Origin of the sequence: Leclercia sp. EC_58, from assembly GCF_019584355.1 — a bacterium.
In the GTDB taxonomy this organism is placed as follows: Bacteria; Pseudomonadota; Gammaproteobacteria; order Enterobacterales; family Enterobacteriaceae; genus Enterobacter.
In genome coordinates, this window is the sequence record NZ_VDAM01000001.1 from 1,779,286 (window position 1) to 1,799,502 (window position 20,217).

Sequence of the window (20,217 nt, forward strand, 5' to 3'; positions counted from 1 at the left end):
AAAATGAGTGAGCACTCTGCATGTCTAAATCCGTACAGTCCAACAGCGCGATGCTGGTTCATTTCACGCTGAAACTCGATGATGGCTCCACGGCGGAGTCCACCCGCAATAACGGCAAACCGGCGCTGTTCCGTATGGGTGACACCTCTCTGTCTGAAGGTCTTGAGCAACAGCTGCTGGGGCTGAAAGAAGGGGATAAGAAAAGCTTTTCACTGGAGCCGGATGCGGCGTTTGGCGTGCCGTCCCCGGACCTGATCCAGTACTTCTCGCGTCGTGAATTTATGGATGCAGGAGAGCCTGAGATCGGGGCGATTATGCTCTTTACCGCTATGGATGGCAGCGAAATGCCAGGTGTGATCCGTGAAATCAACGGCGACTCGATTACCGTTGACTTCAACCATCCGCTTGCCGGGCGTACCGTTCATTTTGATGTAGAAGTGCTGGAAATCGATCCGGCACTGGAGGCCTGAAATGCAGCTCCTGTTGGCTAACCCGCGCGGCTTCTGCGCCGGTGTAGACCGCGCTATCAGCATTGTTGAAAACGCGCTGGAGATCTACGGCGCGCCGATTTACGTGCGTCATGAAGTGGTACACAACCGCTACGTGGTGGATAGCCTGCGCGAGCGTGGGGCGATCTTCATCGAGCAAATCAGCGAAGTGCCGGATGGCGCGATCCTGATCTTCTCCGCGCACGGCGTTTCACAGGCCGTGCGTAACGAAGCCAAAAGCCGCGATCTGACCGTATTCGACGCTACCTGTCCGCTGGTAACGAAAGTGCATATGGAAGTGGCCCGCGCCAGCCGTCGTGGTGAAGAGTCGATCCTGATTGGCCACGCCGGTCACCCGGAAGTCGAAGGCACCATGGGGCAGTACAGCAACCCGGAAGGGGGGATGTATCTGGTTGAGTCCCCGGAAGATGTCCTGACGCTGAACGTGAAAAACGAAGCCCGTCTGTCGTTTATGACGCAGACCACGCTTTCGGTTGATGATACGTCGGATGTGATTGACGCCTTGCGCCAGCGCTTCCCGAAAATCGTCGGGCCGCGTAAAGATGATATCTGCTACGCAACCACTAACCGTCAGGAAGCGGTGCGCGCTCTGGCAGAACAGGCGGACGTGGTGCTGGTGGTCGGCTCGAAAAACTCCTCTAACTCCAACCGCCTGGCCGAACTGGCACAGCGAATGGGCAAGGCAGCGTTCCTGATCGACGACGCGACGGACATCCAGGAAGCGTGGGTTAAAAACGCGGCCTGTGTCGGTGTCACCGCAGGGGCTTCCGCGCCGGATATTCTGGTGCAGAATGTGATTGCTCGCCTTCAGGAGTTGGGTGGGGGTGAAGCCGTTCCGCTGGAAGGGCGCGAAGAGAACATCGTCTTCGAAGTCCCGAAAGAGCTGCGTATCGACGCCCGCGAAGTAGAATAAGGTTTAAAAATGCCAGTCATCAGGTGACTGGCATTTTTTCATTCAGATAGTTGATCATGGCTCGCATTCTGGCTGGCATATGCTTGTTACGCGTCCAGAGCAGCCATAAATCGCCCGAATAGCTGCTGATAAACGTCCACTCCGGCAGAACCTGTACAATTTCCCCTTTTTCAAGCGCCTCACGGGCCGTAAACAGCGGCAAACTCCCGATACCTACATGGTGTTTGACCGCATCCAGCCGCACGCCCGTGTGGTTAGCCGCGTAGCGGCCGTGCGTCTGGACAATCTCCGTTTTTCCCTGCGAGGTAAATTTCCAGCGTGAATCGGCCGGGGTTTCACCGAGCGAAATACAGCTATGCCCCCGGAGATCGTGCGGATGCTGAGGCGTGCCTGCGCGACGAAGGTATTCTGGCGTCGCGCAAATAATATGGGTTACCGGCATCAACGGTTTTCCGTACAGGCCTGGCGAAGGGGTATCGGTGATCCGTAATGCCAGATCGACACCGTCATCGATCAGATCCATGTAGCGATCTTCCAGGCGTAGGCAGACATCTATTTGCGGATAGCGCGCCAGGAATGCAGGCATCAGCGGATGGATCACGAAGCGTCCCACGGCTTTCGGTACGCTTATCGTGAGCTTTCCCTGCGCAATGGTTTGCAGACTGCTGCCGGAATCCATTGCCTGTTGGGCCGCGTCCAGCATATCCAGGGCATGTTCATAAACCGATTTTCCGGTTTCGGTAAGTGCCAGCTTGCGCGTGGTACGGTTCAGTAACTTACACCCCATCTCCTTCTCCAGGCGTGAAACACAACGGCTGATCGCCGAGGGGGTCGCGCCCGTAATACGGGCTACGGTTGAAAAATTGCCGTGTTCAACGATAGTCACGAAGGTTGCGAGATCGGGAAGCAGTGCAGGTTTCATTTGTGCGTACCAGGCAAGAGTGCATTGTTTGAAAGGCCAATTATCGATGCTTAAGTGATGAATATACTGTCAGGATACAGAGGAGAACAACCATGACAGAACGACTTTATTACACCAGTGAAGCGACGGAAGGCCGCGCGAAAATCATCCGTTGCACTGAAGAGGCGGATGGCCGTTACGCCGTCGAGCTGGATCAAACCCTTTTCCATCCGCAGGGCGGCGGACAACCAGCAGATCGGGGCTACATCGCCGGGATCGCGGTGGAGAGCGTGAACCTGCGTGGAGAGCAGGTCATTCACATTCTGGCCCGGCCGCTTGTGCCAGGCGAGGTGGACATTCAGGTGGATAAAAGTGCGCGGGTGCGACATTCCCGCTGGCACAGCGCAGGCCATTTGATCGGTTATGCCGGTGAGCGATGCGGTTGGGAACCGGTAAAAGCCCACCACTGGCCCGGTGAAGGACGAATTACCTTTACGGCCCGGGACCTTAAGAGCGCAATGCCTGATGCCAGCGCGCTAATCGCCCTTATCAACGGCTGGAAAGCGGATAATCTGCCCCGTCATACAGAAATGGAAGCGGGCAGACGCAAGGTTCGCTTTGGCGATCTTCCGGCTTATTCGTGTGGCGGAACGCATGTTAGCCAACTGGCGGAAATCGGTGAAATGGAGATCCTGGGGATGAAAATAAAAAAAGGGCAGCTGGTGGTCACTTATGCCCTTCACGAGCAGGCTTAACTGGAGTGTGATTAATCCGACAGGGCGCAAGGCTTGAAAGGAGGTAGGGCTGTTAATCTTGTAGGCTTGCCATGTTGTCCTGCCCGGGCCGGAGATAACCTCCTGCCCCCTACGCTGGCGGTGCATGAATCGTGCGGTTTTCGCTGACGCCTATATTTTTTACTGATATCTGACCCGTTTTATCATTAAATTCTAATTATCGGCGTTTTCAGATGGCGGCAATCTTGCTGGCTGGTTACTCTGGAAGCGATTTACATCATTTTAACGTAAGAGAATAACTATGCATGATGCACAGGTCCGTGTCGCAATTGCGGGCGCGGGTGGCCGTATGGGCCGTCAGTTAATTCAGGCTACGCTGCAGATGGACGGCGTTGCGCTTGGCGCCGCGCTGGAGCGCGAAGGCTCTTCTTTATTAGGCGCGGATGCCGGTGAGCTGGCAGGCGTGGCTAAGACGGGCGTCACCGTGCAGAGCAGCCTTGATGCAGTAAAAGATGACTTTGACGTGTTTATCGATTTTACGCGCCCGGAAGGCACGCTGCATCACCTGGCGTTTTGCCGCCAGCACGGCAAGGGCATGGTGATCGGCACCACTGGTTTTGACGACGCGGGCAAACAGGCGATTCAGGATGCGGCGAAAGTCATCCCAGTCGTATTTGCGGCCAACTTCAGCGTGGGCGTGAACGTGATGCTCAAGCTGCTGGAGAAAGCGGCGAAGGTGATGGGCGACTATACCGATATCGAGATCGTTGAAGCTCACCACCGCTACAAAGTGGACGCACCGTCAGGTACGGCCCTGGCGATGGGCGAGGCGATTGCCCAGGCGATGGATAAGGATCTGAAAGCGTGTGCCGTCTACACCCGCGAAGGTCATACTGGCGAACGCGTCCCGGGCACCATTGGTTTTGCCACGGTGCGTGCCGGTGACATTGTAGGCGAACATACTGCAATGTTTGCCGATATTGGTGAGCGCGTTGAAATTACCCATAAGGCTTCCAGTCGTATGACTTTTGCAAATGGGGCTGTTCGTTCTGCTATTTGGTTGAAAGGCAAAAAAGATGGTCTTTTTGACATGCGAGATGTGCTCGATCTTAACAATTTATAATCATAGTTACCCTTCGTGATGTGGTTATTGCAGTCGTAATTACTTGATTGCAGAGGGCAATATTTTATTGCCCTTTAATTTTAAGATTCTTAACGTAATTACTAATCTAAACCTCTATAATTCTTCTTTTTGCCCTCTATTTTTGTTTCATTCTTGTGAATTTTGACCAAATGGTCCACTTTTTTGGACCGCAACGGCAGTTCTAACAATAAAATGGGTTCGCAAGCGTTTTCCCAAGTGATTTAGTTGATCTTTTTGCCCGTTAACAACTCTCTTTCCCACCAGTGGCATAAAAACGACAGACAAAACCCACTTTTTAAGTTGACTTTCCCCTGCTAAATCTCCAGAATGCCGCCGTTTGCCGAAAATCCACTGGCAGCAGATTTGCATTGATTTGAACCTTGGTTATGAATTAATATGCAAATAAAGTGAGTGAATATTCTCTGGAGGGTGTTTTGATTAAGTCAGCGCTATTGGTTCTGGAAGACGGAACCCAGTTTATCGGTCGGGCCATTGGGGCAACAGGTTCGGCGGTTGGGGAAGTCGTTTTCAATACTTCAATGACCGGTTATCAAGAAATCCTCACTGATCCTTCCTATTCCCGCCAAATCGTCACTTTAACTTATCCCCATATTGGTAATGTCGGCTCTAACGCCGCTGATGAAGAGTCCTCCCAGGTACATGCACAAGGTTTGATCATTCGTGACCTGCCGCTGATTGCCAGCAACTACCGCAATACCGAAGACCTCTCTTCTTACCTGAAACGCCATAACATCGTGGCGATTGCCGATATCGATACCCGTAAGCTGACGCGTCTGCTGCGTGAAAAAGGTGCCCAGAACGGCTGCATCATCGCTGGCGACAATCTGGATGCGGCTCTGGCGCAGGAAAAAGCCAAAGCCTTCCCGGGTCTGAACGGTATGGATCTGGCAAAAGAAGTGACCACCGCTGAGTCCTACAGCTGGACGCAGGGGAGCTGGACGCTGGCTGGCGAACTGCCGGAAGCGAAAAAAGAGGAAGAGCTGCCGTTCCACGTGGTGGCCTACGACTACGGCGCCAAGCGCAACATCCTGCGTATGCTGGTGGATCGCGGCTGCCGCCTGACCGTTGTGCCGGCCAAAACCCCGGCAGACGAAGTGCTGAAGATGAACCCGGACGGGATCTTCCTCTCTAACGGCCCGGGTGACCCGGCACCGTGCGATTACGCTATCGACGCGATTAAAACTTTCCTTGAAACCGACATTCCGGTATTCGGCATCTGCCTCGGCCATCAGCTGCTGGCGCTGGCGAGCGGTGCGAAAACCGTGAAGATGAAGTTCGGTCACCACGGTGGTAACCACCCGGTGAAAGATATCGACAACAACACGGTAATGATTACCGCACAGAACCACGGTTTTGCCGTCGATGAAGCCTCCATGCCTGCCAACCTGCGCGTCACGCACAAGTCGCTGTTCGATGGCACTCTGCAGGGCATTCATCGTACCGACAAACCGGCGTTCAGCTTCCAGGGACACCCGGAGGCAAGCCCAGGCCCGCACGATGCCGCGCCGCTGTTCGATCACTTCATCGAACTTATCGAGCAATACCGTAAGACCGCTAAATAATCAGGAGCCGAGAAGACCATGCCAAAACGTACAGACATAAAAAGCATCCTGATCCTTGGCGCTGGCCCGATCGTTATCGGCCAGGCCTGTGAATTTGACTACTCTGGCGCCCAGGCGTGTAAAGCCCTGCGTGAAGAGGGTTATCGCGTTATCCTGGTGAACTCCAACCCGGCCACCATCATGACCGACCCGGAAATGGCCGATGCGACCTACATCGAGCCGATTCACTGGGAAGTGGTACGCAAAATCATCGAAAAAGAGCGTCCGGATGCGGTACTGCCAACCATGGGCGGACAGACGGCGCTGAACTGTGCGCTGGAGCTGGAGCGTCAGGGCGTGCTGGCTGAGTTCGGCGTGACCATGATTGGCGCCACCGCCGACGCGATTGATAAAGCAGAAGACCGTCGTCGCTTCGACGTGGCAATGAAAAAAATCGGCCTCGACACCGCACGTTCCGGCATTGCACACAATATGGAAGAGGCGCTGGCGGTTGCCGCTGACGTGGGTTATCCGTGCATCATCCGTCCTTCCTTCACCATGGGCGGCACCGGCGGCGGTATCGCTTACAACCGTGAAGAGTTCGAAGAGATTTGCGCCCGTGGTCTGGATCTTTCTCCAACCAACGAGCTGCTGATTGATGAATCACTGATCGGCTGGAAAGAGTACGAGATGGAAGTGGTGCGTGATAAAAACGACAACTGCATCATCGTCTGCTCCATCGAAAACTTCGATGCCATGGGCATCCACACCGGTGACTCCATCACCGTGGCGCCCGCCCAGACCCTGACCGACAAAGAGTACCAAATCATGCGTAACGCCTCGATGGCGGTACTGCGTGAGATTGGCGTCGAAACCGGCGGCTCTAACGTGCAGTTCTCGGTTAACCCGAAGAACGGTCGTCTGATTGTTATTGAGATGAACCCGCGCGTGTCCCGCTCCTCTGCGCTGGCATCGAAAGCCACCGGCTTCCCGATTGCTAAAGTGGCGGCGAAACTGGCGGTGGGTTACACCCTCGACGAGCTGATGAACGACATCACCGGCGGGCGTACTCCGGCCTCGTTCGAACCGTCTATCGACTACGTTGTGACCAAAATTCCTCGCTTCAACTTCGAGAAATTTGCTGGTGCGAACGACCGTCTGACCACCCAGATGAAATCTGTCGGCGAAGTGATGGCCATTGGCCGCACCCAGCAGGAGTCCCTGCAGAAAGCGCTGCGCGGCCTGGAAGTGGGCGCCACCGGTTTCGACCCGAAAGTGAGCCTGGATGACCCGGAAGCGCTGACCAAAATCCGTCGCGAGCTGAAAGACGCGGGCGCTGAGCGTATCTGGTATATCGCCGACGCTTTCCGTGCGGGCATGTCCGTCGATGGCGTCTTCAACCTGACCAACATCGACCGCTGGTTCCTGGTGCAGATTGAAGAGCTGGTGCGTCTGGAAGAGAAGGTGGCAGAGCTGGGCATCAACGGCCTCGACGCTGACTTCCTGCGCATGCTCAAGCGTAAAGGCTTTGCCGACGCGCGTCTGGCTAAACTGGCGGGCGTACGCGAAGCGGAGATCCGCAAGCTGCGTGACCAGTACGACCTGCACCCGGTCTACAAGCGCGTGGATACCTGTGCGGCAGAATTTGCTACCGACACCGCCTACATGTACTCCACCTATGAAGACGAGTGTGAAGCGAACCCGTCCGTTGGCCGCGACAAAATCATGGTGCTGGGCGGCGGTCCAAACCGTATCGGTCAGGGCATCGAGTTCGACTACTGCTGCGTACACGCCTCCCTGGCGCTGCGCGAAGATGGTTACGAGACCATCATGGTCAACTGTAACCCGGAAACCGTCTCGACCGACTACGACACCTCCGACCGCCTCTACTTCGAGCCGGTAACGCTGGAAGATGTGCTGGAAATCGTGCGTATCGAGAAGCCAAAAGGCGTTATCGTGCAGTACGGCGGCCAGACTCCGCTGAAGCTGGCCCGTGCGCTTGAAGCGGCAGGTGTACCGGTCATCGGCACCAGCCCGGACGCGATTGACCGTGCAGAAGACCGCGAACGTTTCCAGCACGCCGTTGACCGTCTGAAGCTGAAACAGCCGGCTAACGCCACCGTCACCACCATTGAGCAGGCGGTTGAGAAGGCCAAAGAGATCACCTACCCGCTGGTAGTGCGTCCCTCCTACGTGCTGGGTGGCCGCGCAATGGAAATCGTCTACGACGAAGCCGACCTGCGCCGTTACTTCCAGACGGCGGTCAGCGTCTCTAACGATGCGCCAGTCCTGCTGGACCGCTTCCTGGACGATGCGGTAGAAGTGGACGTGGATGCCATCTGCGACGGCGAAAGGGTGCTGATTGGCGGCATCATGGAGCACATCGAGCAGGCGGGCGTACACTCCGGCGACTCCGCATGTTCTCTGCCAGCCTATACGCTGAGCAAAGAGATTCAGGACGTGATGCGCGAGCAGGTGCAGAAACTGGCCTTCGAGCTGCAGGTGCGCGGTCTGATGAACGTGCAGTTTGCGGTGAAAGACAACGAAGTCTACCTGATTGAAGTCAACCCACGTGCGGCACGTACCGTCCCGTTCGTCTCCAAAGCCACCGGCATCCCGCTGGCGAAAGTGGCGGCGCGCGTGATGGCTGGCCAGACGCTGGCGCAGCAGGGCGTAACCAAAGAGATCATCCCGCCGTATTACTCGGTGAAAGAGGTGGTGCTGCCGTTCAACAAGTTCCCGGGCGTTGACCCGCTGTTAGGGCCAGAGATGCGCTCTACCGGTGAAGTGATGGGCGTGGGCCGTACCTTCGCGGAAGCGTTCGCCAAGGCGCAGTTGGGCAGTAACTCCACCATGAAGAAACAGGGCCGTGCGCTGCTCTCCGTGCGCGAAGGCGACAAAGAGCGCGTGGTGGACCTGGCGGCGAAGCTGCTGAAGTATGGCTTTGAGCTGGATGCGACCCACGGCACCGCGATTGTGCTGGGTGAAGCAGGCATCAACCCGCGTCTGGTGAACAAGGTGCATGAAGGTCGTCCGCACATTCAGGACCGTATCAAGAATGGCGAATATACCTACATCATCAACACCACCGAAGGGCGTCAGGCGATTGAAGACTCCAAGCTGATTCGCCGCAGCGCGCTGCAGTACAAAGTGCATTACGACACTACCCTGAACGGCGGTTTTGCAACAGCGATGGCGCTGAACGCGGATGCCACCGAGAAGGTTATTTCTGTGCAAGAGATGCACGCGCAGATTAGCAAGTAACAAGCCTGTTATCGTAGGCCCGGTAAGCGAAAGCGACGCCGGGAAAACGGCGGGTGGCGCTTCGCTTACCCGCCCTACGATGGCTGCCTTCCTCTTCAGAACCTTCTGCTTTCTCATCTCCCATCAGTCAGTTAGCCTAAAATTATCAGGTCGATAATTAAATCCAACTGAAAAGCAGGGAGAACACCATGCGAAAGAATCTTTTGCTGACTTCAATTTTTACTGCCGCAGCACTGTTCACCGTTGCAGGTTGTTCGTCTAACCAGGCGGTGAAAACTACTGACGGTAAAACCATCGTTACCGACGGAAAACCGCAGGTAGATGACGATACTGGAATGATGTCTATTGATAATGCCGAAACCGGTCAGACGGAACAGATTAACCGCGATCAGGTGAAATCCATGGGTGAGCTGGATAACTGATAAAAAAATGCAGTGGCCCGAGCCACTGCATTTGTTATGACGATAAAGGGATTACCAGCGATGGTTCAGCAGGATATGACCGCCATAAGCGTCATAGCTGTTTTCACCCCATTCGCCGCTGGCACGCAGTGAAATCAGAGTGGTTTCGTTCAGCTTGCCTGTTACGCCCAGCTCCAGCTGCGCCCGATCGTCCGGCGTATCGTTGCTGAACGCTTCGCCGTTGAAAGCGATGTCGTTCTGTCCGGCGCCTTTCAGCCAGTTGACCGCGACGTAAGGCTGCCACGCCTGCACATCTTTCTGGTCAAAGTAGCTGGTTTTCACCCCTACGCGGCCAAGTACGCCGTCATTATCAAGGGTGGAGATCCGTACGCCATCGGCATCCTTATGATTTTCCTGGTCCAGATAGCTATAGATAGCCTGGATTTGCGGCTCGATTTTCCAGGTTCTTTCGTACTCAGAGGCAACCACCCAGGCATGGCCCATTTCGATTGATGCGGCGAAACCGTTGCTGTCATAGGATTCGCTGCTGCGCTTATCGCCATTCACCGTATTGTGATACCAGCTAAACGCGGTCCAGGTATCGATATAGTTGCCTGTGCGTAATGCCGGATCTTCCTGCCAAGTAGCGTACAGCCCGACGTTCACACCATCGACTTTACCCTGCGCGCTACGGGAGTTGTAGCGTGCTGTAGAGTCGGTTTTCGCCTGACCTGCACCGAACATCATCCCGGCGTGCAGCACCCCTTGATCCATCTGCTTACTGATAAAATCACTACCGACCTGCATAACGAGCTCGGTCGTGTCGTAGTTCACTTTGCCGCCAGCGATATCGTTATCGTGATAACGGCCTTTGACATACATCCAGGTATTCAGATCCTCGCCATTGCGCAGGGTCAGCTGATCGCGGTCGTCACGTTTATGCAGGAACATATTCTGAGCGGCAAGATAGTTACCCAGGTAAGCACCGACTTCCGGCGCCATCACCTCTGGAACGTCAGGCGTATTATCCCCGCCATTATCGTTGTTGCCGCCGTTACCGCCGTTGTCGCCGTTGTCGCCGTTGTCGCCGTTGTCGCCGTTGTCGCCGTTACCGCCGTTGTCGCCGTTACTGCCGTTGTCGCCATTGCCGCCGTTGTCGCCGTTGCCGCCGTTATCATTGTTGTCGTCTCCACCGTCCTGGTTGTCGTCGGAAGGTGGGGTTTTGGATTCCAGATACCAGTTGCCATCACTCTTCTGGTTCAGGTTATATTCCCAGGCGCCTACAACGGCAGGTTTAGCTAAGGTAAATGCCGCCTCGGAATTGCCTCCCACGCTGATAATCTCGATCCCGTTAACGGTTTGCGCGCCGAGGCCACCAATGTTGCTGAGTTGAATGCCGGATGCGCCGGCGCTGTTGCCGGTGATAGTCAGGTGATCGGTACTTGAACTGTCATCACCGAGGATGCTATTCATTACGAGCTTGCTGCCGCTCACGCCGGTGTAATCGCCGTTGATGGTGAAGTTGTTACCCACGTAGTTGTTGAGGCCGCTAATTTGCAGCGTGCCGCTGTTGGTAACGTTACCGTTGATGGTGTTAGCCGTCAGGGAACTGGTCGCGTTGTTACCGGCTACGGCATTCCATGAGGCCAGCACGCCGCCGCTCAGGATATCGATATTGTTATTAACAATGCCTGCGCTGGCTAAAGTTGCGCCGTCGTCAACGGTAATGGTGGCCGTGTTGCCTGCACTGCCCAGGGTTGCGCCCTCGGCCACCAGCGTGGTGCCGCTGCTCAGTAGCGTATTGCCGGTGTAGCTGTTGTTGCCGGTCAGGGTCAGGATGTTAGCATCGGTTTTGATGACGCTGCCTGTGCCGGTAATATCAGAAGCGAAGGTTGAATCCGAGCCCTGGTTAAAGGTGAACGTGCCGTTATTGGTTATAGCCCCGGTCAATGAGCCGGTATTCGTGCCATCACCCAATTGCAGTGTAGCGTCGTTGGCAATAAGGGTATTTCCGGCGCTATTTTTTACATCGCCTGCCAGCGTTAGTTTACCCGTGTTGACCTTAATCGAGTCGTCTGAACCGATCACATCGACATTGCCAGTCAGGGTCCAGTCAGTGCCGTCCATGGTTAGCGAAGCAAAGCCGTCATCTTCGTTCAGGCCGCGGAAGTTGCTGTCTTCCGAACCCTGGCCAATTAATATTAAAGTATTTGTTTTGGAATTTGTTGAGATGACATCGCCGTCCAGCTCAGATCCGGTATCCAGAGTCAGCATGTTGCTCTGGTTACTCTGAAATGTGATAGCGCTTTCTGAACCTTTTATCAGACCAGCATTACCGATCTTAAATCTGTGCTCACCGGTCACGAGGATGCCGTGTTCGGCACCTTCAATCGTCCCATTATTAGTAAGGGTGCTTTTACCTGCCGTATTAAGCTCTATACCATTTCCGGTGCTGCCTTTTAAAATGCCAGCATTTGTTATTGCGATACCTGCATCTGCAAAGATCGCTGTTTTGCCTTCTATAGTGCCTGTCGAAGTATTATTGATGCCAAAGCTGTCTGAATCTACCAGAACCTGAATGCCCTTCTCTGCGCCAATAATTTTCCCGGCGTTATTTATTTCGCCATTCATGCTGTTGACGGTAATTCCGTTGGCAGCAGTAGATTCGATCAGGGCATTTTGTTGGTTAGCCAATTCAAAGTCTTGATTGGCTGTTGTGACATACATTCCGTCGCCCACACCAGTCACATTTCCGCCATTTATGACACCGTCGATCAGGTTTCCACTGATAGTAACAGTGGGCGTGGCAGTGTTATTGGTAATGCTGATACCCTCAGGGATAATGTATGTATTATCTGATGAAAAAATCTGTGCGGTATCTGTTGAATCCTTAACTATGATTTCTGCGGAAACTATCAACGGAGTGAATGCGATTAACGCTGATAAGGATGGAAAAAGACTTTTTAATGATTTTGTCGTCTTATTTAATTGAGGGGGTTTGCTTTTCATTGCCACATCCATTTTGTGATAAAAGGATGTCTATTTTAATAAGGGGGTAATTTCTTGTAAATACTTGTTTTATAAGGATAATCATATTACTTAAAATTGAAATTATTGATTCTAAAACCACTTGTGTATATCAATTCATATTAAATGATGAATTAATTTAAAATTAATTGTTCAGTATTATTAATTTTTACGGCTTTATTGATCTATATTTTGCATATTATAATTTCAAATTATTTATTTGATGCAAAGTATAGCCTTCATCCTGGCACGGTTTGCCAATCCTTGCTGTTAAGCCTGGCGGCGGGACTGAGCCCTTCAAACGCTTCGCTTTCCTGACTACACTGACAGTCACAACAAGAAGCAGTTTGCCCAGGTTAATCATGATACTCATTATTTACGCCCATCCTTATCCACATCATTCACATGCGAATAAGCGGATGATTGAACAAATAAAGACGCTGGAGGGTGTAGAGATCCGCTCGCTCTATCAGCTCTATCCTGACTTTAATATTGATATCGCTGCAGAGCAGGAGGCTATCTCCAGGGCCGATCTCATCGTCTGGCAGCATCCGATGCAGTGGTACAGCACACCTCCGTTGTTGAAACTGTGGATCGATAAAGTCTTCTCGCACGGCTGGGCGTACGGTCATAACGGCAGAGCGCTCAAGGGTAAAAGCCTGCTGTGGGCGGTGACCACCGGTGGCGGCGAAAGACATTTTGATATCGGTTCCTTCCCCGGTTTTGAGGTGCTGGCGCAGCCGCTGCAGGCGACAGCGCTCTATTGTGGGCTCAACTGGCTTCCCCCATTTGCTATGCACTGCACCTTCGTTTGTGACGACGAAACCCTTCAGGCGCAGGCGCGCCACTACAAACAACGTTTACTCGACTGGCAGGAGGCGCACCATGGATAGCCACACGCTGATTCAGGCGCTGATCTATTTGGGCGCCGCGGCGCTGATTGTGCCGGTTGCGGTACGTCTGGGGCTGGGGTCGGTGCTGGGCTATCTGATTGCCGGCTGCGTCATTGGCCCGTGGGGATTCCGGCTGGTCACCGATGCCGAGTCGATTCTGCACTTTGCGGAAATTGGCGTGGTACTGATGCTGTTTGTGATTGGACTGGAGCTGGATCCGCGTCGCCTGTGGAAGCTACGCGCCTCGGTATTTGGCGGCGGGGCATTGCAGATGCTGGCCTGCGGTCTGCTATTGGGCGGGTTCTGCATTCTGCTGGGCATGGACTGGAAAGTGGCGGAGCTGATCGGCATGACGCTGGCGCTCTCATCCACGGCGATCGCCATGCAGGCCATGAATGAACGCAACCTGACGGTTTCACAGATGGGACGCAGCGCCTTCTCGGTGCTGCTGTTTCAGGATATCGCTGCCATTCCGCTGGTGGCGATGATCCCGCTGCTGGCCGCTTCCGGAGCGTCAACTACCCTGGGCGCCTTTGCTCTTTCGGCCTTGAAAGTGGTCGGGGCGCTGGCGCTGGTAGTGCTGCTGGGGCGTTACGTCAGTCGACCGTTGCTGCGTTTTGTCGCCCGCTCCGGCCTGCGCGAAGTGTTCAGCGCCGTAGCCCTGTTTCTGGTCTTCGGCTTTGGTCTGATGCTGGAAGAGGCCGGGCTCTCTATGGCGATGGGGGCGTTTCTGGCAGGCGTTCTGCTGGCGAGCTCCGAGTACCGCCACGCCCTGGAAAGCGATATCGAGCCCTTTAAGGGGCTGCTGCTGGGGCTGTTCTTTATTGGCGTGGGGATGTCGGTTGATTTCGGGACGTTAGTCACCCATCCGCTGCGCATCGCGATCCTGCTGGTGGGCTTCCTGGCCATTAAAATGCTCATGCTCTGGCTGGTGGCTCGCCCGCTGAAGGTTCCCGCGAAACAGCGGCGCTGGTTTGCAGTGCTGCTGGGGCAGGGGAGTGAGTTTGCGTTTGTGGTGTTTGGCGCGGCGAACATGGCGAATGTGCTCGATCCCGAATGGGCGAAGGCGCTGACGCTGGCGGTGGCGCTGTCAATGGCGGTGACTCCGTTGCTGCTGGTGGTGTTGACCCGTCTCGACGCTGCCAACAGTGGTCAACAGCACGAGGCTGATGAAATTGATGAAGAGCAACCGCGGGTCATCATCGCCGGGTTTGGTCGCTTCGGTCAGATTGCGGGCCGTTTGTTGCTCTCCAGTGGGGTAAAAATGGTCATCCTCGATCACGATCCCGATCATATTGAAACCTTGCGTAAGTTTGATATGAAGGTCTTTTACGGCGATGCCACCCGCGTGGATTTGCTGGAATCTGCCGGGGCGCACAAGGCCGAAGTGTTGATCAACGCGATAGACGATCCGAAGAACAGCCTGCAGCTGGTTGAGCTGGCTAAGACCCATTTCCCGCATCTGAAAATCATCTCCCGCGCGCGCGATATCGATCACTACATCAAGCTGCGTCAGACAGGTGTCGATGCCCCGGAGCGTGAAACCTTTGAAGGGGCGCTCAAATCCGGACGGCTGGCGCTGGAGAGTCTTGGGCTCGGGGCATATGAAGCCCGGGAGCGGGCCGATCTGTTCCGTCGCTTTAATATTGAGATGCTTGAGGAGATGGCTGAAATGGCGGAAAACGATGCCACATCACGTGCGGCGGTCGTTAAACGCACCAGCGCCATGCTGACCGAGATCATCAATGAGGATCGTAATCACCTCTCGCTGACCCAGCGTCATGGCTGGCAGGGAACGGAAGAGGGTAAGCATACCGGCGATCCGCAGGATGAGCCGGAGAGTAAACCTGTGGCGTGAAGAGGGGTTGCCAGCAAATATAAAAAATTTCCTGTTCTTTACTCTGCCGCCAGTCGACGAAAGATTAAGCTTTCCGTATAGTGGCGGCAATTTTTTGCATCCGGGAAATAATCAATGATCAGTCTGATTGCGGCGCTTGCGGTAGATCGCGTGATTGGTATGGAAAATGCCATGCCATGGAATCTGCCTGCCGATCTCGCGTGGTTTAAACGTACAACGTTGAACAAGCCGGTAGTAATGGGTCGCCTGACCTGGGAGTCAATCGGGCGCCCGTTGCCGGGCCGTAAAAACATCGTAATAAGCAGCCAGCCCGGCACGGACGATCGTGTTGAGTGGGTTAAATCCATTGACGAAGCCATTGCTGCCTGCGGCGATGCTGAAGAGATTATGGTGATTGGCGGGGGTCGTATCTATGAGCAATTCCTGCCGAAAGCGCAGAAATTATATCTGACCCACATTGATGCTGAAGTGGAAGGGGATACCCATTTCCCGGACTACGATCCTGACGAGTGGGAATCGGTGTTCAGTGAATTCCACGATGCGGATGCGCAAAACTCCCATAGCTACTGCTTCGAGATCCTTGAACGCCGCTAATGTGGTTACTGCACCTTTCCCGCCGGGAGAGGTGCAGTGCTCTTTTACGACGCGACTGCTTCGTTTTCATCTAAATCCAGGTGCCGGTTCGAAGGCTGCATAAACCAGGCTTTATCTTCCCAGCGCAGACAGGTGAGTTCTCCCCCCCAGCAGCAACCCGTATCCAGCCCATAAATGCCTTCAGGCGTGCCTTTCCCTTCCAGCGATGCCCAGTGGCCAAAGACGACGCTGTACTGCTCCGTTACCGGGCCAGGGATCGCAAACCACGGCTTGAGCGGCGTCGGCGCGTTTTCAGGCACATCCTTGCAGTACATATCCAGCTGACCATTCGGGAAACAGTAGCGCATGCGGGTGAAGGCGTTCGTGATAAAACGCAGACGCGCAACGCCGCTGAGCTCCATGCTCCAGTTGTTGGGCATGTCGCCATACATCGCATCGAGGAAGAATGGGTAAGAGTCGCTGGCGAGCACCGCTTCGACGTCCCGGGCACACTCTTTGGCGGTTTGCAGATCCCACTGCGGGGTAATGCCCGCGTGCGCCATCACCAGTTTTTTCTCTTCGTCGATCTGCAGCAGCGGTTGGCGACGCAGCCAGTTAATCAGCTCATCGGCGTCGGGCGCATCCAGCAACGGGGTGATCCTGTCTTTCGGTTTATTGCGGCTGATCCCGGCGTAGACCGCCAGCAGATGCAGGTCGTGGTTGCCGAGGACGATCCGCACGCTGTCGCCCAGCGATTTGACATAGCGCAGGACTTCCAGCGAGCCAGGGCCGCGGGCAACGAGATCGCCCGTGAGCCATAGCGTGTCTGTACCTGGGGTAAAATCCACCTGCTTTAGCAAGGCGATCAGTTCATCGTAGCAACCGTGAACGTCGCCAATGAGATATGTAGACATGTTTAGTGAATGAGTGTTGGTACAGCCAGACGGAAAACAGGAATGGCAACGCGGAATGCATTGCCCTCGGTATCGACCATTTCATAATGGCCCTGCATGGTTCCCAGCGGCGTCTCGATCACCGCGCCGCTGGTATACTGATACTCTTCGCCGGGCGCAATGTGCGGCTGTTCACCCACCACACCTTCGCCCTGCACTTCAATTTCACGGCCATTGCCGTTAGTGATAAGCCAGTAACGCCCCAGCAGCTGGACAGGGGTTCGCCCGAGATTGCGAATGGTCACGGTGTAAGCAAAAACAAAACGTTCTTCATCCGGTGTGGATTGAGACTCGATGTAAAGGCTTTGCACCTGAACACATACGCGGGGCGAATTAATCATGGCTTAGCTCTCCTTCGGCGGCGCATTTTCGCTGATGTAGTTAGCCAGCTTGCAGTACTGCTCTACGGAAATGTTCTCCGCGCGCATCGCCGGGTCGATACCCAACTGAGCTAACACTTCAACAGTAAACAGATTGCCAAGGCTGTTACGAATCGTTTTACGACGCTGGTTAAAGGCTTCGGTGGTGATGCGGCTCAGCACGCGCAGATCGTTGACCGGATACGGCTTCGTTTTATGCGGCACCAGGCGCACAACCGCTGAGTCAACTTTTGGCGGCGGCGTAAACGCCGATGGCGGTACTTCGAGTACCGGGATCACGTTACAGTAGTACTGTGCCATCACGCTTAAACGACCATACGCTTTACTGTTCGGCCCTGCAACCAGTCGATTAACGACCTCTTTTTGCAACATGAAGTGCATGTCAGCAATGGCATCAGTATAGCTAAACAGGTGGAACATCAGCGGTGTGGAGATGTTATAGGGCAGGTTGCCGAATACGCGCAGCGGCTGGCCCATTTTCTCCGACAGTTCGCCAAAGTTCATGGTCATGGCATCCTGCTGATAAATAGTCAGTTTCGGCCCGAGGAACGGGTGCGTCTGCAGGCGTGCTGCCAGATCGCGATCCAGTTCGATAACGGTCAGTTGATCCAGACGCTCGCCAACCGGCTCGGTCAGTGCAGCCAGACCCGGCCCGATCTCGACCATCGCCTGGCCTTTCTGTGGGTTGATAGCCGAAACAATACTTTCGATCACGAACTGATCGTTGAGGAAGTTTTGCCCGAAACGTTTACGGGCTAAATGGCCCTGGTGGACGCGATTATTCATTGAGTATTAACAATCATTTTGATGGCGAGATTAAGCGCCGTAATAAAACTGCCGACATCTGCTTTTCCCTGGCCTGCTAAATCGAGCGCAGTACCGTGGTCAACAGAAGTGCGAATAAAAGGTAAACCGAGGGTAATATTCACCCCGCGGCCAAATCCCTGGTATTTTAGCACGGGAAGGCCCTGATCGTGGTACATCGCCAGCACGGCATCTGCATGATCCAGGTATTTCGGTTGAAACAGGGTATCGGCAGGCAGCGGCCCGCTGAGATTCATGCCTTTCGCGCGCATCTCTTCCAGCACCGGAATGATGGTGTCGATCTCTTCCATACCCATATGGCCGCCTTCACCCGCGTGGGGATTCAGGCCGCATACCAGCACGTGCGGATCGGCAATACCGAACTTGGTGCGTAAATCGTGGTGCAGGATGGTAATGACGTCGCGCAGCAGATCCGGCGTAATGGCGTCAGAAATGGCTTTGATGGGCAGGTGCGTGGTCGCCAGCGCAACGCGCAGCTCCTCGGTTGCCAGCATCATCACCACTTTTGCGCTGTGCGACCGCTCTTCAAAAAACTCGGTATGGCCGGTAAAGGCCACGCCGGCATCGTTGATCACCCCTTTATGGACCGGGCCGGTGATCAGCGCGGCAAACTCCCCGCTCAGACAGCCATCGCAGGCGCGCGCCAGCGTCTCCACCACGTAATGGCCATTTTCGGTGCTCAGTTGGCCGGGGATAACCGGTGTGCGTAGCGGGACAGGTAGCAGCGTTAAGGTGCCTGCTTGCTGGGGAAGGGGAGCGTTTTCTGCCTGATACGGCAGAAGCGTGAGCGGGAGATTAAGCTGTTTTGCTCGCGCTTCGAGCACGCTGGCATCGGCGCAGATCACCAGTTCGACCGGCCAGCTGCGCTGGGCAAGCTGGACGACCAGGTCGGGACCAATCCCGGCGGGTTCGCCGGGAGTGATGACAACACGATGTTGTTTCATTAGTTGCTCAGGACTTTGACGTAGGCGCTGGCGCGTTGTTCCTGCATCCAGGTCGCAGCTTCTTCAGAGAACTTACGGTTGAACAGCATACGGTACGCACGATCTTTTTGCGCCGCATCGGTTTTATCCACATTGCGGGTATCCAGCAGCTCAATGAGGTGCCAGCCGAAGGTGGAGTGAACCGGTTCGCTCATCTGACCTTTGTTCATTCTCATCAGCGCATCGCGGAAGGCCGGATCGTAAATATCCGCAGCCGCCCAGCCCAGATCGCCGCCCTGATTCGCGGAACCTGGATCCTGAGAGAACTCTTTCGCGGCGTTGGCGAAGGAGGTTTTACCGCTGCGAATATCGGCGGCGATTTGCTCCAGTTTGGTCCGTGCCTGCGTATCAGACATGATCGGGGAGGTTTTCAGCAGAATGTGACGGGCATGAACTTCCGTCACGGAGATGCTCTTGCTCTGACCGCGCAGATCGTTGACTTTCAGAATATGGAAGCCCACGCCGGAACGGATTGGCCCTACGATGTCGCCTTTTTTCGCCGTGCTCAGCGCCTGGGCAAAGATAGAAGGCAGCTCCTGAATACGACCCCAGCCCATCTGGCCGCCTTTCAGCGCCTGCTGGTCAGCGGAATAGGTGATCGCCAGTTTGCCGAAATCACCACCGTTACGTGCCTGATCGACGATGGAACGCGCCTGGCTTTCCGCCTCAGCCACCTGGTCAGAGGATGGGTTTTCTGACAGTGGGATCAGGATGTGGCTCAGGTTCAGTTCGGTACTGGCATCGTTCTGATTGCCGACCTGTTTGGCCAGGGCATCGACTTCCTGCGGCAGGATGGTGACACGGCGACGCACTTCGTTATTGCGCACTTCTGAAATCAGCATCTCTCTACGGATCTGATTACGGTAGGTCGAATAGTTGATGCCGTCATAGGCCAGACGGCTGCGCATCTGGTCCGGGGTCATATTGTTCTGCTTCGCAATGTTGGCGATAGCCTGATCGAGCTGCTCATCAGAGATCTTCACACCCATCTTCTGACCCATCTGCAGAACGATTTGATCCATGATCAAACGCTCCAGGATCTGATGACGCAGCGTGGAATCATCCGGAAGTTGCTGACCTGCCTGACCCGCGTTGAGCTTCACAGACTGCATTAAACCATCAACGTCGCTCTCAAGTACCACACCGTTGTTCACAACGGCAGCGACTTTGTCGACAACCTGTGGGGCCGCGAAGCTGGTATTCGCGACCATAGCGATACCGAGCAGCAGCGTTTTCCAGTTCTTCATACTTTTTCCATATCAATTAACCGCAAAGCGGATTACGTGTTAAATCAAGT

General features: G+C 54.7%; 18 protein-coding genes. 10 read left to right on the plus strand and 8 right to left on the minus strand.

The features are described 5' to 3' along the window. Window positions 1-20: 20 nt before the first annotated feature. Window positions 21-470 (plus strand): FKBP-type peptidyl-prolyl cis-trans isomerase, encoded by a 450-nt coding sequence (gene fkpB, locus FHC51_RS08700; RefSeq protein ID WP_103823207.1) that lies wholly within the window; start codon window positions 21-23, stop codon window positions 468-470. A 1-nt stretch (window position 471) separates the two neighbouring features. Then, window positions 472-1,422, plus strand: coding sequence for a 4-hydroxy-3-methylbut-2-enyl diphosphate reductase (ispH, locus tag FHC51_RS08705; protein WP_220435341.1), 951 nt, complete (start codon window positions 472-474; stop codon window positions 1,420-1,422). A gap of 19 nt (window positions 1,423-1,441) precedes the next feature. Here the strand turns inward: ispH and FHC51_RS08710 are convergent, their stop codons facing one another. After that, entirely contained in the window at window positions 1,442-2,344 is a 903-nt protein-coding gene (locus FHC51_RS08710; RefSeq protein WP_220435342.1) for a LysR family transcriptional regulator, read from the minus strand. A gap of 92 nt (window positions 2,345-2,436) precedes the next feature. Between FHC51_RS08710 and FHC51_RS08715 the strand changes: the two genes are divergently transcribed. Beyond that, window positions 2,437-3,078, plus strand: a complete 642-nt coding sequence (locus FHC51_RS08715) for an alanyl-tRNA editing protein (protein ID WP_220435343.1) — start codon at window positions 2,437-2,439, stop codon at window positions 3,076-3,078. Between the two features lie 280 nt (window positions 3,079-3,358). Next, window positions 3,359-4,180 carry a 4-hydroxy-tetrahydrodipicolinate reductase gene (gene dapB, locus FHC51_RS08720; RefSeq protein WP_220435344.1) on the plus strand — a complete coding sequence of 274 codons (822 nt, stop codon included), beginning with the start codon at window positions 3,359-3,361 and terminating at the stop codon, window positions 4,178-4,180. A 147-nt stretch (window positions 4,181-4,327) separates the two neighbouring features. Here dapB and FHC51_RS08725 read toward each other — a convergent pair whose 3' ends face one another. Further along, a complete protein-coding gene (locus FHC51_RS08725) occupies window positions 4,328-4,570 on the minus strand; it encodes a hypothetical protein (RefSeq protein WP_114387972.1) in 243 nt (80 codons plus the stop codon). 65 nt (window positions 4,571-4,635) lie between these two features. Between FHC51_RS08725 and carA the strand changes: the two genes are divergently transcribed. From carA to FHC51_RS08740, 3 genes are all read left to right on the plus strand, one after another. Continuing rightward, window positions 4,636-5,784: a glutamine-hydrolyzing carbamoyl-phosphate synthase small subunit gene (gene carA, locus FHC51_RS08730; protein ID WP_114387971.1), complete on the plus strand. Its 1,149-nt coding sequence runs from the start codon at window positions 4,636-4,638 to the stop codon at window positions 5,782-5,784. Window positions 5,785-5,802: 18 nt separating this feature from the next. Then, entirely contained in the window at window positions 5,803-9,027 is a 3,225-nt protein-coding gene (gene carB / locus FHC51_RS08735) for a carbamoyl-phosphate synthase large subunit (protein ID WP_220435345.1), read from the plus strand. A gap of 188 nt (window positions 9,028-9,215) precedes the next feature. After that, entirely contained in the window at window positions 9,216-9,449 is a 234-nt protein-coding gene (locus FHC51_RS08740) for a YgdI/YgdR family lipoprotein (protein ID WP_103178229.1), read from the plus strand. 51 nt (window positions 9,450-9,500) lie between these two features. Here FHC51_RS08740 and FHC51_RS08745 read toward each other — a convergent pair whose 3' ends face one another. Continuing rightward, window positions 9,501-12,437 (minus strand): autotransporter outer membrane beta-barrel domain-containing protein, encoded by a 2,937-nt coding sequence (locus FHC51_RS08745; RefSeq protein ID WP_220435346.1) that lies wholly within the window; start codon window positions 12,435-12,437, stop codon window positions 9,501-9,503. 380 nt (window positions 12,438-12,817) lie between these two features. Here FHC51_RS08745 and kefF point away from each other — a divergent pair, with 380 nt between their 5' ends. The 3 genes from kefF (at window position 12,818) to folA (ending at window position 15,800) form a co-directional block, all read left to right on the plus strand. Next, on the plus strand, window positions 12,818-13,348 hold the full coding sequence (gene kefF, locus FHC51_RS08750; RefSeq protein ID WP_220435347.1) for a glutathione-regulated potassium-efflux system oxidoreductase KefF: 531 nt from the start codon (window positions 12,818-12,820) through the stop codon (window positions 13,346-13,348). After that, on the plus strand, window positions 13,341-15,206 hold the full coding sequence (gene kefC / locus FHC51_RS08755; RefSeq protein WP_103823216.1) for a glutathione-regulated potassium-efflux system protein KefC: 1,866 nt from the start codon (window positions 13,341-13,343) through the stop codon (window positions 15,204-15,206). The genes kefF and kefC overlap by 8 nt, the downstream gene beginning before the upstream one ends. Window positions 15,207-15,320: 114 nt before the next feature. Then, window positions 15,321-15,800, plus strand: a complete 480-nt coding sequence (folA, locus tag FHC51_RS08760; protein ID WP_103178233.1) for a type 3 dihydrofolate reductase — start codon at window positions 15,321-15,323, stop codon at window positions 15,798-15,800. 44 nt (window positions 15,801-15,844) lie between these two features. Here folA and apaH read toward each other — a convergent pair whose 3' ends face one another. The 5 genes from apaH to surA are packed head-to-tail and all read right to left on the minus strand — an operon-like array spanning window position 15,845 to window position 20,167. Continuing rightward, the gene (apaH, locus tag FHC51_RS08765) at window positions 15,845-16,693 is read right to left on the minus strand and encodes a bis(5'-nucleosyl)-tetraphosphatase (symmetrical) ApaH (protein ID WP_103823218.1); all 849 of its coding nucleotides are present in this window, start codon (window positions 16,691-16,693) and stop codon (window positions 15,845-15,847) included. A gap of 2 nt (window positions 16,694-16,695) precedes the next feature. Continuing rightward, complete coding sequence (gene apaG / locus FHC51_RS08770; protein WP_103178235.1) at window positions 16,696-17,073, minus strand: Co2+/Mg2+ efflux protein ApaG; 378 nt, start codon at window positions 17,071-17,073, stop codon at window positions 16,696-16,698. A gap of 3 nt (window positions 17,074-17,076) precedes the next feature. Next, window positions 17,077-17,898: a 16S rRNA (adenine(1518)-N(6)/adenine(1519)-N(6))-dimethyltransferase RsmA gene (gene rsmA, locus FHC51_RS08775; RefSeq protein WP_103823219.1), complete on the minus strand. Its 822-nt coding sequence runs from the start codon at window positions 17,896-17,898 to the stop codon at window positions 17,077-17,079. Beyond that, window positions 17,895-18,881: a 4-hydroxythreonine-4-phosphate dehydrogenase PdxA gene (gene pdxA, locus FHC51_RS08780; protein ID WP_103178237.1), complete on the minus strand. Its 987-nt coding sequence runs from the start codon at window positions 18,879-18,881 to the stop codon at window positions 17,895-17,897. Before pdxA ends, rsmA begins: the two co-directional genes overlap by 4 nt. After that, entirely contained in the window at window positions 18,881-20,167 is a 1,287-nt protein-coding gene (surA, locus tag FHC51_RS08785) for a peptidylprolyl isomerase SurA (protein WP_103823220.1), read from the minus strand. The genes pdxA and surA overlap by 1 nt, the downstream gene beginning before the upstream one ends. Between the last annotated feature and the right edge of the window lie 50 nt (window positions 20,168-20,217).